The sequence below is a fragment of the Polaribacter porphyrae genome, assembly GCF_002954685.1.
Classification (GTDB): domain Bacteria; phylum Bacteroidota; class Bacteroidia; order Flavobacteriales; family Flavobacteriaceae; genus Polaribacter; species Polaribacter porphyrae.
The window spans coordinates 3882820-3898165 of the sequence record NZ_MSCN01000001.1 but is presented as its reverse complement, the minus strand read 5'-3'; the positions used below and the strand labels follow the sequence as shown (position 1 = coordinate 3898165).

At 29.5% G+C, this 15346-nt stretch carries 11 protein-coding genes; all 11 read left to right on the top strand.

All coding sequences use genetic code 11. The annotated features are described in order from the left end of the window. Positions 1-348: 348 nt before the first annotated feature. The 11 genes from thrS (at position 349) to BTO18_RS17370 (ending at position 15179) form a co-directional block, all read left to right on the top strand. On the top strand, positions 349-2289 hold the full coding sequence (thrS, locus tag BTO18_RS17420) for a threonine--tRNA ligase (protein ID WP_105017453.1): 1941 nt from the start codon (positions 349-351) through the stop codon (positions 2287-2289). A 105-nt stretch (positions 2290-2394) separates the two neighbouring features. Beyond that, positions 2395-2913 (top strand): translation initiation factor IF-3, encoded by a 519-nt coding sequence (gene infC / locus BTO18_RS17415; RefSeq protein WP_302849160.1) that lies wholly within the window; start codon positions 2395-2397, stop codon positions 2911-2913. A 53-nt stretch (positions 2914-2966) separates the two neighbouring features. Next, positions 2967-3164, top strand: coding sequence for a 50S ribosomal protein L35 (gene rpmI, locus BTO18_RS17410; RefSeq protein WP_105017451.1), 198 nt, complete (start codon positions 2967-2969; stop codon positions 3162-3164). 146 nt (positions 3165-3310) lie between these two features. Further along, positions 3311-3655: a 50S ribosomal protein L20 gene (rplT, locus tag BTO18_RS17405; protein ID WP_068355457.1), complete on the top strand. Its 345-nt coding sequence runs from the start codon at positions 3311-3313 to the stop codon at positions 3653-3655. A gap of 82 nt (positions 3656-3737) precedes the next feature. Further along, positions 3738-4337, top strand: coding sequence for a hypothetical protein (locus tag BTO18_RS17400; protein ID WP_105017450.1), 600 nt, complete (start codon positions 3738-3740; stop codon positions 4335-4337). 202 nt (positions 4338-4539) lie between these two features. Next, positions 4540-5757 (top strand): glycogen synthase, encoded by a 1218-nt coding sequence (gene glgA, locus BTO18_RS17395; RefSeq protein ID WP_105017449.1) that lies wholly within the window; start codon positions 4540-4542, stop codon positions 5755-5757. Next, a complete protein-coding gene (locus BTO18_RS17390; RefSeq protein ID WP_105017448.1) occupies positions 5750-7015 on the top strand; it encodes a glucose-1-phosphate adenylyltransferase in 1266 nt (421 codons plus the stop codon). The genes glgA and BTO18_RS17390 overlap by 8 nt, the downstream gene beginning before the upstream one ends. Before the next feature lie 29 nt (positions 7016-7044). Beyond that, the gene (locus BTO18_RS17385; protein WP_105017447.1) at positions 7045-8982 is read left to right on the top strand and encodes an alpha-1,4-glucan--maltose-1-phosphate maltosyltransferase; all 1938 of its coding nucleotides are present in this window, start codon (positions 7045-7047) and stop codon (positions 8980-8982) included. 3 nt (positions 8983-8985) lie between these two features. Further along, positions 8986-10614, top strand: coding sequence for a trehalose synthase (locus BTO18_RS17380; protein ID WP_105017446.1), 1629 nt, complete (start codon positions 8986-8988; stop codon positions 10612-10614). Between the two features lie 4 nt (positions 10615-10618). Beyond that, complete coding sequence (gene glgB, locus BTO18_RS17375) at positions 10619-12526, top strand: 1,4-alpha-glucan branching protein GlgB (protein ID WP_105017445.1); 1908 nt, start codon at positions 10619-10621, stop codon at positions 12524-12526. A 250-nt stretch (positions 12527-12776) separates the two neighbouring features. After that, the gene (locus BTO18_RS17370) at positions 12777-15179 is read left to right on the top strand and encodes a glycoside hydrolase family 31 protein (RefSeq protein WP_105017444.1); all 2403 of its coding nucleotides are present in this window, start codon (positions 12777-12779) and stop codon (positions 15177-15179) included. Positions 15180-15346: the final 167 nt, after the last annotated feature.

Below are 15346 nucleotides of genomic sequence, written 5' to 3'. Positions count from 1 at the left end.
TCCTTTAAATTAACCTGAACCACTCCTCCTTTTGAAAATTCTTACCTTTTTATCCTATAAACTTTACTCTAATTACCTTCCTTGTTATCAGTATTTGTTTTACTATTTCATAAAATGATTATTAAAAACATAGAATGATAGACTTTTGATTTAAACGTTTTTGTGTTAACAAGAATATTAGAATTACCCAATTCTAAATAAATATGACATTTATTTAGGATTATTTAATATTCATTATTACAGAATAAAAGAAAACCTCATTAAAAATAAATAGAACTAATAAGTACATATATATTGTATGAAATATTGTTTTTAATATCTTTGCAGACTTAAAATATTTCACATTAAATGATTAAAATTACTTTACCAGATGGAAGTGTTAAGGAGTTTGCTGTAAATAGTACTCCTTTTGATGTTGCAAGAAGCATCAGCGAAGGTTTAGCAAGAAATATAATTTCAGCAAGTTTTAATGGTACAACTATTGAAACCAAAACTCCTTTAACCACAGATGGATCATTAGTTTTATACTCTTTTAATGATGATGAAGGTAAAAAAGCATTTTGGCATTCTTCTGCCCATGTTTTAGCTGAAACTATTTTAAGTTTTTATCCGAATGCAAAATTAACTATTGGTCCAGCTATTGATAATGGATTTTACTATGATTTAGATTTGGGTGATGATACTATTTCTGAAAAAGATTTTCCTGCCATTGAGAAGAAGTTTTTAGAAATTGCTCGAGGAAAACACGAATTTAATATGCGTGAAGTTTCTAAAGCTGATGCATTAGCAATGTATCAAAATGAAAATAATCAATATAAAGTTGAGTTGATTGAAAACTTAACTGATGGAGATATCACTTTTTGTGATCACAGTAATTTTACAGATTTATGTAGAGGAGGCCACATTCCGAATACAGGCATAATAAAAGCTGTAAAAATTATGAATGTAGCTGGTGCATATTGGAGAGGTGATGAAAGAAACAACCAGTTAACTCGTATTTATGGAATTTCTTTCCCAAAACAAAAAATGCTAAAAGAGTATTTAGAACTTTTAGAAGAAGCTAAAAAACGTGATCACAGAAAATTAGGGAAAGAGTTAGAATTATTTACTTTTTCACAAAAAGTTGGAGCTGGCTTACCTTTATGGTTACCAAAAGGAGCTGCATTACGCGAACGCTTGCAAAACTTTTTAAAAGCTGCCCAGAAAAAAGCGGGCTATGAAATGGTAATGACACCACATATTGGACAGAAAGAACTATATGTAACTTCAGGACACTATGAAAAATATGGAGAAGATAGTTTTCAGGCGATAAAAACTCCGAAAATGGATGAAGAGTTTTTATTAAAGCCAATGAATTGTCCTCATCATTGCGAAGTATATAACTTTAAACCTTATTCTTATAAAGATTTACCAAAACGTTTTGCAGAATTTGGAACTGTATATAGGTATGAACAAAGTGGAGAACTTCACGGATTGACTCGTGTTAGAGGCTTTACACAAGATGACGCTCATATTTTTTGTACTCCTGAACAGCTAGACCAGGAATTTAAAGAAGTAATAGATTTAGTTCTATATGTTTTTGGTTCTCTAGGTTTCGAAGATTTTACTGCTCAAGTTTCCATACGTGATATGAAAAACTTGGATAAATATATAGGTGATGTTGAAACATGGGAAATTGCAGAAAATGCAATTATTTCTGCTGCAACAGATAAAGGCTTAAATTTTGTTATTGAAGAAGGTGAAGCTGCTTTTTACGGTCCTAAACTAGATTTCATGGTAAAAGATGCTTTGGGTAGAAGTTGGCAATTAGGTACCATTCAAGTAGATTATAATTTACCAAAACGTTTCGATTTAAGTTACACAGGTTCAGATAACCAATCTCATAGACCAGTAATGATTCATAGAGCTCCTTTTGGTTCTATGGAACGTTTTATAGCAGTTTTATTAGAACATACAGGTGGAAATTTCCCTCTTTGGTTAACTCCAGATCAAGTTATAATACTGCCAATCAGTGAGAAATATCAAAAATATACCGAAAAAGTTTTAGAATCGTTAGAAAATTCCGAAATTCGCGCCCTCGTAGATAGTCGAAGTGAAAAAACTGGACGAAAAATTCGAGATGCAGAAGTGAGTAAAATCCCATTTATGGTGATTGTTGGAGAGAAAGAAGAACAAGATGGTACAGTTTCTGTTAGAAAACACGGAGAAGGAGATATAGGTACTTTTACAATAGAAGAATTTAAATCTTTAATAAAAGAAGAAGAAAGTAAAACATTAAAGAAATTTTAATTATATTAGAGTTCAAGAAATAAAGTTAAAAAACCATTAAGTTAAATTTAAAATTCATTAGTCATAGCAATTAGAAGAAGTAGGTCTAGAAGACCATTAAGAGTAATCAAAGAAGATCAGCACAGAATTAACGATAAAATTAAATATGTTGATGAAGTTCGTGTAGTTGGTGATAACGTAGAAGTTGGCGTATACCCTTTAGCAAAAGCTAAACAGATGGCCAAAGAGCAAGAGTTAGATTTGGTCGAGATATCTCCAAAAGCAAAACCTCCTGTTTGTAAAATTATTGATTACAAGAAATTCTTGTATGAGCAAAAGAAACGAGAAAAAGCTTTAAAAGCAAAAGCCACTAAAGTTACTATTAAAGAAATTCGTTTTGGACCTCAAACAGATGAGCATGATTATGAATTTAAAAAGAAACATGCTATTAAATTTTTACAAGATGGTGCTAAATTAAAAGCATTTGTATTCTTTAAGGGGCGTTCTATTATTTTTAAAGAACAAGGACAAATTTTATTATTAAAATTAGCCCAAGAACTAGAGGAATATGGTAAAGTAGAGCAATTACCAAAATTAGAAGGTAAACGTATGATTATGTTTATTGCTCCAAAAAAATCAAAATAAAAGATACTGAACTATGTTCAGGATAACTATAAGCAAGTTAAAACGAAGGAGAGATGCCTAAAATGAAAACAAAATCTAGTGCCAAAAAACGATTTAAAGTTACTGGTACTGGTAAATTAAAAAGAAAACACGCGTTTAAAAGCCACATCTTAACAAAGAAGTCTAAAAAACGTAAGTTAAAGTTAACTCATGCAACTTTAGTACATAAAGCTGATGAAGCTAACATTAAACAACAATTAAACTTAAAATAAGTTTAATTAAGGGAATTTAATTATTAACCATGGAGTTAGGCAAAAAAGAGTTATTAGTTTGAAGTTTGAAGTTTGAAGTTGACTATCAACGAACAACCAAAAACAAACAACTAAATAAACGCCTACTACAAAAAACAATTTGAATTATGCCAAGATCAGTAAATTCAGTAGCTTCAAGAAATAGAAGAAAAAAAATCTTGAAAGCAGCAAAAGGTTACTTTGGACGTAGAAAAAACGTTTATACAGTAGCAAAAAATGCGGTTGAAAAAGGTATGCTATATGCATATAGAGACCGTAAAAATAATAAGAGAAACTTCCGTTCTTTATGGATTACGCGTATTAACGCAGCAGCTCGTTTAAACGGAATGTCTTACTCACAGTTTATGGGTAAAGTAAAAGCTAATAATATCGAATTAAACCGTAAGGTTTTAGCTGATTTAGCTGTTAATAATCCAGAAGCTTTTAAGGCAGTTGTAGACAAAATTAAATAAATATTAATACTTGCTTATAAAAAAACCCAAACACTAGTTTGGGTTTTTTTCTTAAATTTACAATCAAAATAATAGTACTTAAATGAAATTCAAAATAACATTACTTGTTTTTAGTTTTTTATCAATTGTATCTTTTTCACAAGAAATACCTGATGAAGAAGACAAAACTATAAAGGGGCAATTTGATAAAATCTTCAGAACATCTACTACATACAAGCCAGCTGGAACCCCAAAAAAATATAAAGTAATTGATCTTAACAAGTATCAAATTTTAAAATCTAATGTTTTAGACTCAATAAAGAAGTTAGAAAAATTAATTTCTGAAAAAGAAAACCTTTTACTAAAAGAGAGAAATAATGTAAAAAACCTGAATACTAACTTAAGTAAAACAAAAGTAGATTTAGATACTGCATTAGAAAAAGAAAATTCAATATCATTATTTGGTAAACAACTTAATAAAATTACGTATAATCTTATTGTATGGATTTTAGTTTTAATACTTCTAATACTTTTAATTTATTTTATAGTTAAATTTTCTAGAAGTAATTCCTTAACTAAAGAAGCAAAAGATAATTTATTTGATGTTGAGCAAGATTTTGAAACTCATAGAAAAAAATCACTAGAAAGAGAACAAAAACTACGCAGACAGCTTCAAGACGAGATAAATAAACAAAGAAGTTAATAGAGATAATAACTAATATCTTTGATTTATATACATTACTTTCAGTTAAATATATTAAATGCAAATTATTAGTTTAATATTATGAAACTAATAATAATATCTTAAGATTAAAAAAACACTCTTTTATTTTGTAGTTTTGCCCCTATTTTATAACTTATAGGCTGGTTTATAACTTGCTAAAAATTAACTACTAAAATAAATTATGAAAACCCTTTTTTTTACAAGAGAATTTCCTCCTTATGTCTATGGTGGTGCAGGAGTACATGTTGAATATTTGGCGACAGAATTATCAAAATTAATGAATCTTGAGGTCCGCTGTTTTGGAGATCAAGACAATAAAGAAGGTACTTTGAGTGTAAAAGGTTTTCCTTTCGAAAATTCTGCCTTTGATAATTCAGATGATAAACTAAAAGCCGTTTTTAAAACTTTAACTACTGGTATTCAAATGAATGCAGATGTAATTGATGCAGATATTATACACTGCCATACTTGGTATGCACATTTTGCAGGTATTATGGCTAAACTTTGTTATGGTATTCCATTAGTAATTACAACTCATTCATTAGAACCTCTACGTCCCTGGAAAAGAGAACAATTAGGGCGTGGTTATGATGCTTCTTCATGGATAGAAAAAACAGCTATTGAAATGGCTGATGCTTTAATTGCTGTTTCTGAAGAAACCAAAGAAGATGTGCTAAAACATTTTAATGTTGATGAGAAAAAGGTAAAGGTAATTTATAATGGTATTAATTTACAACAATATATAACTACTTCAGAAACATCAACTTTAGATGAATATAATATAGATAAAACCAAACCCTATGTGCTTTTTGTAGGTAGAATTACAAGACAAAAAGGAATTATTCATTTGGTAAATGCTATTAAATATATTAATCCAGATACACAAATTGTGCTTTGTGCTGGTGCACCAGACACCAAAGAAATTGGTATTGAAATGGAGCAAGCTGTTAACGAAGTTCAAAAAACAAGAGATAATATTATTTGGATTGACAAAATGGTCACTAAAGAAGAAATTATTCAATTATATTCTCATGCAGATGTATTTTGTTGCCCATCAATTTATGAACCTTTTGGTATTATAAATATAGAAGCTATGGCATGTGATACTGCTGTTGTTGCTAGTGCTGTAGGAGGAATTAAAGAAGTTGTTGTTCATGATGAAACTGGTATATTAGTACCTGTAGAACAACAAAAAACAGCTCCTTTTGAACCTGTAAATCCAGATAAATTTGCTAAAGATTTAGCTGATGGAATTAACAAGCTAATCGATAACCCAGAGTTAAGAAAATCAATGGCAACTAAAGGTAGAAAAAGAGTAGAAGAATATTTTGATTGGATTTCAATTGCCAAACAAGTAGAAGAATTATATAAATCATTAAAAAAAGAATCGAATGATTAACAACAAAGTTTTAGGAATTATTTTAGGTGGAGGACAAGGTTCAAGATTGTATCCATTAACAAAAGATAGATCAAAACCTGCAGTACCAATTGCTGGTAAATACAGATTAGTAGATATTCCTATATCTAATTGTATCAATTCAGATATCAAAAGAATGTATGTATTAACACAATTCAATTCTGCTTCATTGAATGCACATATTAAAAATACATATCATTTTAGTTTTTTTAGTTCTGCCTTTGTTGATGTATTAGCTGCTGAACAAACTATACAAAGTGATAAATGGTTTCAAGGAACTGCAGATGCTGTAAGACAAAGTATGCATCACTTTTTACAGAATGATTTTGAATACGCATTAATACTTTCTGGAGATCAATTATATCAAATGGATTTTAATGATATGATTAAAAAGCACGAAGAAAGTGGTGCAGAAATATCTATTGCTACTTATCCTGTTGATGCTAAAGATGCTACCTCATTTGGATTATTAAAAACCAATGATGAAAACATAATAACTTCTTTTATTGAAAAACCCGGGTCTGAATTATTACCAAATTGGACTTCTGATGTAGGAGATGAAATGAAAGCTCAAGGAAGAGATTATTTAGCTTCTATGGGTATCTATATTTTTAATAGAGATTTATTAAAAAAACTGATGGATAATCCAAATACTAACGACTTTGGTAAAGAAATTATACCACAGGCTATAGAAAATCATAAAACGTTAAGTTATCAATACGAAGGTTATTGGGAAGATATAGGAAATATAGATTCTTTCTTTGAAGCAAATATTGGTTTAACAGATGATGTTCCTCAATTTGATTTGTATAATGAAAAAGGGATTTATACTAGAGCTCGTATTTTACCAACATCTAAAATTTCTGGTTCAATTTTAAATAGAGCTGTTATTGGTGATGGATGTATAATACAAGCAGAAAAAATTGAACGATCTGTTATTGGTATACGTTCTAGAATTGGTAAGAACTCATTAATTTCAAATACCTATATGATGGGTAACGACTTCTATGAAACACTAGAACAAGTTGCAAAAGAAAAAATTGAAATTATGATGGGTATTGGTGATAGGTGTTATATTCATAATTGTATTATAGATAAAAATTGTAGAATTGGAGATGATGTAAGAATCAATGGAGGTACACATATAGATGATATTGAAACAGATACTTACATGGTTAAAGACGGAATTGTTGTTATTAAAAAAGATGCAACAATTGCAAAAGGAACTATTATAGGATAATCTTTATTTTTATAAAACTTACTATATTAATGCAAAATCAAAGTAGAATTGTAATAGAAAATATTGCTCCTCAAATCAATCAAGGCACAGTATTTATAAAGCGAGTAGTTAATGAAGTTGTTAATGTAACCGCAGATGTTTTAGTTGATGGTCATGATGTTTTACAAGCAAGTTTATTGTATAAACATGAGTCTGAAAAATCTTGGTCAGAAATAAGAATGTCTCCTACTACTAATGATGAATACACTGCAAGTTTTGTTACACCTAAACAAGGTTTTTATTCTTACAAAATTGAAGGCTGGGTAGATTATGCCCTAAACTGGCAGCATGGTATTGATCGTAAAATTGATGACTATCAACATGTAAATTCAGAATTATTAGAAGGTGTAGAATTACTTTATAAAATTATAAAGAATATAAAAGGTAATAAAAAAAAATACCTAGAACATCTAATCAATATATTTAAGAATCCAGAAGCATATAATGAAGCTATAAAAGAAGCTATTTCTGAAAGACTACATCACATATTTGTTAATAATCCAGAAAAATTATTAACTCAAACTTCTAATGAATATCAAGTTTATGTTGATAGAGAAAAAGCACGCTTTTCTACTTGGTATGAGTTTTTTCCACGTTCGGCTTCAGAACAAGAAGGTAAACATGGTACTTTTAATGATTGCCATAGATTGTTACCAAGGGTAGCTCAAATGGGGTTTGATACATTATACTTCCCTCCTATTCATCCAATAGGAGAAGTTAATAGAAAAGGGAAAAATAATACAACAGTTGCACAAAAAGGAGATGTTGGTTCTACTTGGGGTATTGGTTCTAAAGATGGTGGTCATAAAGATATTCATCCAGAATTAGGTTCTTTAGAAGATTTTAAAAACCTTATTGCAGAAGCAAAAAAACAAGGTATAGAAGTTGCTATGGATTATGCTTTGCAAGCAGCACCAGATCATCCTTGGGTTACAGAACATCCAGATTGGTTTAAATGGAGACCAGATGGAACTGTGCAATATGCAGAAAATCCACCTAAAAAATATCAAGATATTTTACCAATTTATTGGGAAAGTGAAGATTATAAAAATCTTTGGCAAGAGTGTTTAGATACCTTATTATATTGGATAGATTGTGGAATTAATGTATTTAGGGTAGATAATCCTCATACAAAACCTTATTATTTTTGGGGTTGGGTTATTGCAGAAGTTAAAAAACAGCATCCAGATGTGTTATTTTTAGCAGAAGCTTTTACAAGGCCAAAAGTTATGCAACAACTTGCAAAACAAGGCTATACACAATCTTATACGTACTTTACATGGCGAGTTTCTAAACATGAAATTATTGAGTACATGAATAATCTTACAAAAACAGAACAAAGAGAATACATGAGACCTAACTTCTGGCCAAATACACCAGATATTAATCCATATCATTTACAAGGTGCTCCAGAAAGTATGTATATTTTAAGATATGCTTTGGCTGCTACATTAAGTTCTAGTATTGGTATTTATGGCCCTGTTTTCGAACAACAAATAGATACACCTATTGCAGGGAAAGAGGAATATTATATGTCAGAAAAGTTTCAACTTTGTCATTACGATTGGTTTAAAGAAAATAAAATTACCACGTTAATTTCAAAAATAAATGCAATTAGAAAAGAACATGAATCTTATCAGCAAACTAACAATATCAAATTTTTAGAAACAGGTAATGATCAATTAATTGCATTCTACAAATGGAATCAAGACAAAACTAATGAAACACTAACTGTCATAAGTTTAGATGCTTACAACTCACAAGCTGGCTCTGTTCAATTGCCTTTGCATGATTTAGGAATTTATCATGGACATAAAATAGAAGTTTTAGATTTGGTGACAAGAAATTCTTACAATTGGTATAATGAATGGAACTATGTTCAATTGCATGCAACTTTGCCATTTCATATCTTTAAAATTAATAAGTAAAATATGAAAGAAAAAATAGTTACAGACTCTAATTCAAAAATGTTTTCTTCAAAAAACAACTGGGAAAGTATTATAGAAGACAAAGATTTTATATCTATTTTTTTATCAAATGTTTTAGAAGAATATATTTTAAAACAAAGATGGTATGGAGGTAAATCTAGTAAGCTAAAGTATATTGAATTAAGTGAATATTTTAAAATTCAACAAGGTGATGAACTTTATTTTGGATTAATTCTAGAAGTAAACTTTGTAGAAGCATTTTATCATCATTATTTTCTACCTATAGCTTTTGTTTCAGATGAAAATTTTGCATTAGAAAATAGAATTCTTCCCATTAAACTTAAAAATCAAGAAGGCTTTATTATAGATGCGATGTATTTAGAGGCATTTAGAAAAGTAGTTTATCAAAGAATAAGTAATGCTTTACCTATTGATAGAACTCCTGTTCAGTATCATAAAACAGAAGGTTTTAATTATCCTCCTTATCAGTCTTCAAGATTTTTAGGAGCAGAGCAAAGTAATACATCTATTGTTTATAATGATGCATTTATATTAAAATTCTTTAGAAGAATCTATGCAGATAAAAACCCTGACTATGAAATGAGTCGTTTTTTATCACATAAAAAAGAATTTAAATACACACCAATGTATTTGGGAAGTATGAATATTATAGATTCAGAAAACACCAATATTACAATTGCATTAATGCAAAAGCTAGTCCCAAATAAAGGTGATGCTTGGGAATATTTTTTAAAAGAAATACACACTATCTACAAAGCAATAGATGAGAAAAATATTAAACTAAAAGATTTACCAAAAGTAAAAATATTCAAAAGAAAAAAAATTACAGAACTTGCTCCTCAAGTTGTTGATTGGATTGGTTTAAACCTGTTAAATAAAGTTAGCCTTTTAGCACAGAGAACAGCTGAAATGCATATAGCTTTAGGTTCAGAATTTGAAGAAACTGCTTTTACACCAACCAGATTTAATGGAGATTATACAGTTTGGTTAAAAAACAGACTTACATATCAATTTCAAAATAGATTAAATTTAACAGAAAATAATATTGATAAATTAGAAGGATATTCTCTAAAATTAGCACAAGAGTTTTTAGAAAAGAAAAATGAAATTAGAAAAAGACTAGTTAATTTTGATTGGACAAAACTAAAAGGAGAAAGAATAAGAATACATGGCGATTATCATTTAGGGCAAGTATTAGTTCAAGATGATGATTTTTGTATTTTAGATTTTGAAGGTGAACCAGAAAGTACAATTAGAGACCGAAAAGTAAAGCAACCACCTTTAAAAGATGTAGCTGGTTTGTTTAGATCTTTTCACTACGCAATTTATTCTACCATTTTTAGTAATCAAAAAAGTTATTCTAAAACACAAGAAGAACTTTTTGAATACGGAGAATTGCTATACAGATATATGGTTGCTATTTTTTTAGAAACGTACAGAGAAAAAACACAAGAAGCCAATTTATCTATTGGTTACACAAACGAAAGAATATATTTATTAAAATACTGCTTACTAGAAAAAGCAATCTATGAGTTAGGCTACGAACTCAATTCAAGACCAAAATGGACAATAATTCCATTAAAAGGTATTGCAAACATTATGAATTCATAAAATTATGGCACAAACAAAAGTACACAGTCTTTTTACAGAATTTGATATTAATCTATTTAAAGCTGGAAAACATTTTCGATTATATGAAAAATTCGGATCTCACATAACTACTGTTGATGATGAAGAAGGAACTTATTTTGCGGTTTGGGCACCAAGTGCAAAAAATGTTTCAGTAATTGGAGATTTTAACTTTTGGTTAGAAGGTGATCACCAATTAAATGTACGTTGGGATGGAAGTGGTATTTGGGAAGGGTTTATTCCTGGAGTAAAAAAAGGGAATATCTACAAATATAAAATACAGAGTAATAACAATCATATAACTACTGAAAAAGCAGATCCGTTTGCTCGAAGATGTGAGCATCCTCCAAAAACAGCTTCTGTTGTTTGGAATGATCAATATGAATGGCAAGATAAAAAATGGATGAAAAACAGAAAAAAGAATAATGCTTTAGACGCACCCTTTTCTGTTTATGAAGTACATTTAGGTTCTTGGAAAAAGCAAATAGAAGAAAATCGTTTTTTAAGTTATAAAGAATTAGCTGACGAGCTAGTTGATTATGTTAAAGAGATGAACTTTACACATGTAGAGTTTATGCCAATTATGGAGTATCCTTATGATCCTAGTTGGGGTTATCAGTTAACAGGTTATTTTGCACCTACATCACGTTTTGGTTATCCAGATGAATTTAAATATTTGGTTGATAAATTTCACGAAGAAAGTATTGGCGTTATTTTAGATTGGGTACCCTCTCACTTTCCTTCAGATGATCATGGTTTAGGTTTCTTTGATGGCTCACATTTATATGAACATCCAGATAGAAGAAAAGGATATCACCAAGATTGGAAAAGTTTAATTTTTAATTATGGTAGAAATGAGATTAAAGCTTTTTTAATTAGTAATGCTATTTTTTGGTTAGATCAATACCATGCAGATGGTTTACGAGTAGATGCTGTAGCTTCAATGTTATTTTTAGATTATTCAAGAGAAGAAGGTGAATGGGAGCCAAACAAATATGGTGGCAGAGAATATTTAGAAGCTATTGATTTTATCAAAGAAATGAATACAGCAGTTTATGAGGCTTTTCCAGATGTACAAACAATAGCAGAAGAATCAACTTCATTTCCACAAGTTTCAAGGCCAATTTATGATGGTGGTTTAGGTTTTGGCATGAAATGGATGATGGGTTGGATGCATGATACATTAGGTTATTTTCAAAAAGAACCTATCTATAGAAAGCATCATCAAAATGAATTAACTTTTGGTTTAAATTATGCTTTTTCTGAAAACTTTATGCTACCTCTTTCTCATGACGAAGTAGTTTATGGTAAAAAAGCGATATTAGATAAAATGCCTGGAGATGAATGGCAACGTTTTGCAAATTTAAGATTACTATATAGTTTTATGTACACACATCCTGGAACAAAGTTATTGTTTCAAGGTGGTGAATTTGGACAAACATCAGAATGGAATTTTGAAACAAGTTTAGATTGGCATTTATTACAATATGATGTTCATAAAGGTGCACAAGATTTAGTAAAAGACTTAAATAAGCTATATAAAAAAGAAAAAGCGTTACATCAGAAACAATTTTCTCCAGAAGGTTTTGAGTGGATAGATCATGGAGATCATCAAAATTCTGTAATGTCATACATTAGAAAAGGAGAAAATGAAAAAGATAATATAATTGTTGTTCTAAATTTAACTCCTATACCTAGAGAAAATTACAGAATTGGCTTACCAAAAGCAGGCACTTTAAAAGAAGTCTTTAATAGTGATGCCAAAAAATATAATGGAACTGGTAATTATAAAAATAAAAGCTTAACCACTAATAAAAAAGAGTGGAATGGTAGATTAAATTCATTAGAATTAAACTTACCTCCTCTAGGCATGCTAGCATACAAATTCAAATAAGTTTTAACTTTTATTGTTTTATCAATAAAATATGTTAAATATTAATTAGTCTATAAAAAAAAGCCTCAATAATGAGGCTTTTTTAATTTTAGCATATAGATTAAAAATTGTTTCTATAATACATATTTATTAAATGTGTAAGTAATACTTTTACAGTTAAATTCGATAATTATATCGTAAAAAAATAACATTAAAAATTTATGTTGTCCTAAAAAATTACGATTTTTACGAAGCTAAAAAAACAAGCAGAATGATTGTTAATACTGAACTAGAACAAAAAGGAAATTTATTTCCATCAGAAATTATAAATTACAAAAAAGATGTAGATACACTATATTTTACCACAAAAAATAGTGTTGTATTACAAGTAACAGTTGTAAGAGATAGCGTTATACGATTTAGATACTCTACTACTGGAAAATTCGATAATGACTTTTCTTATGGAATTACTATTCATGCTTCAAGAGGGTACAATTTTTTAGATGTATCTGAAGAAGACAAATACTATGTAATTAAAACTTCAAAACTAATTTGTAAAATTGAAAAACAGAGTTTACAAGTTAGTTTATATGATGCTAAAGACATGGTTTTGATAAATCAAGATGAAATTGGTTTTCATTGGGAGGAAAGTTATGAATTTGGAGGTGATATTGTAAAAATGAGTAAAATATCTCAAAAAGCCGAAAGTTATTACGGTTTAGGAGATAAACCTGTAGATGTAAACCTAAAAGGAAAACGTTTTGAAAACTGGGTAACAGATTCTTATGCTTTTGGTAAAAATACTGATCCTATTTACAAAGCAATTCCATTTTACACGTCTATACATGATAATAAATCTTATGGTATTTTCTTTGACAATACCTTTAAAACTCATTTTGATTTTGCACAAGAAAGAAGAAATATAACTAGTTTCTGGGCACAAGGTGGTGAAATGAACTACTACTTTATTTATGGTCCACAAATGTCGGATGTTGTTGCCAATTATACAGATTTAACAGGTAAACCACATGCATTACCTCCACTTTGGGCTTTAGGGTATCATCAATGTAAATGGAGTTATTATCCAGAGAGTAATGTAAAACAAATCACTCAAAAATTTAGAGATTTAAAAATACCATGTGATGCTATCTATTTAGATATTGATTATATGGATGGTTTCCGTTGTTTTACTTGGGATAAAAACTATTTTCCAGACCCAAAAAGGATGGTAAAAGAATTAGAAAATGATGGCTTTAAAACTGTAGTTATTATTGATCCAGGAATCAAAATTGATTTAGAATACGACGTTTTTAAAGAAGCATTAGATAAAGATTATTTCTGTAAACGTGCAGATGGTCCATATATGAAAGGTAAAGTTTGGCCTGGAGAGTGTTATTTTCCAGATTTTACAAAACCAGAAGTAAGAGAATGGTGGTCTGGTTTATTCCAAGAATTAATCGAAGATATTGGTGTAAAAGGGGTTTGGAACGATATGAATGAACCTGCTGTAATGGAGGTTCCAAATAAAACTTTTCCAAATGATGTAAGACATGATTATGATGGTAATCAATGTTCTCATAGAAAAGCACATAATGTTTATGGAATGCAAATGGCACGTGCCACATATCATGGTTTAAAAAAATATTCATATCCAAAGCGTCCATTTGTAATCACTAGAGCTGCTTATTCAGGCACTCAAAGATATACTTCTAGTTGGTTTGGAGATAATGTAGCTACTTGGGAACATTTAGCAGTTGCCAACAACCAAGCACAAAGAATGGCAATGTCTGGGTTTTCTTTTGCAGGTTCAGATATTGGTGGTTTTGCAGAGCAACCACAAGGAGAACTTTTTGCAAGATGGATTCAATTAGGAATTTTTCATGTATTTTGTAGAGTTCATTCTTCTGGTGATCATGGAGATCAAGAGCCATGGGTGTTTGGTGAAGAAATAACAGATATTGTTAGAAAATTTGTTGAAATTAGATATCAATTATTACCATATTTATATACAGCGTTTTGGAACCACATTAATAATGGAACTCCTATTTTAAAATCTTTAGTTTTATTCGACCAAGAAGATCAACACACGCATTACAGAAGCGATGAGTTTGTATATGGAGAACAAATATTAGTATGCCCAATTCAAGAACCAAATGCTAAAGGAAGAAGAATGTATGTACCAAGAGGTAAATGGTATAATTTCTGGACAGATGAAGTAATTGAAGGTGGTAAAGAAACTTGGGTAGATGCAGATTTAGACAGTATGCCTATTTTTATTAAAGAAGGTGCTGTAATTCCTAAATATCCTGTTCAACAATATGTTGGTGAAAAGAATTTTGATGAAATTACTTTAGATGTTTATTATAAAATAGGTAAAGAAAAATCTCAATTATATGATGATGCACATGATGGATATGACTATAAAAAAGGTAGATATAGTTTAAGAACTTTTAAATTAACTGGTAAGAAAAAAGAATTTATACTACAACAACATAAAGAAGGTAAATTCGATGCAAATTACTCTAAATTTAAAATTGTTTTTCACAACTTGCCTTTTACTGTAACTTCAGTACAAATAGATAATGTTGAGATTGATTTGAATGATTTAAATTCTGAAAAGCACTCTATTACTATAGATAAAGAGTTTACAGAATTACATTTATTTGGTAAATAAGCAACCAAATTACTTCTTACAAGAAATACAAAAACCCCATTTATGGGGGTATAAAACCCCATAAATGGGGTTTTTAAATTCACCCATAAATGGGTATTGTTTTGTATTATACTTAAATGTATCTTTGTAGTATAAAATATTAATCCCCCATTATTGTGTAGTTTAGG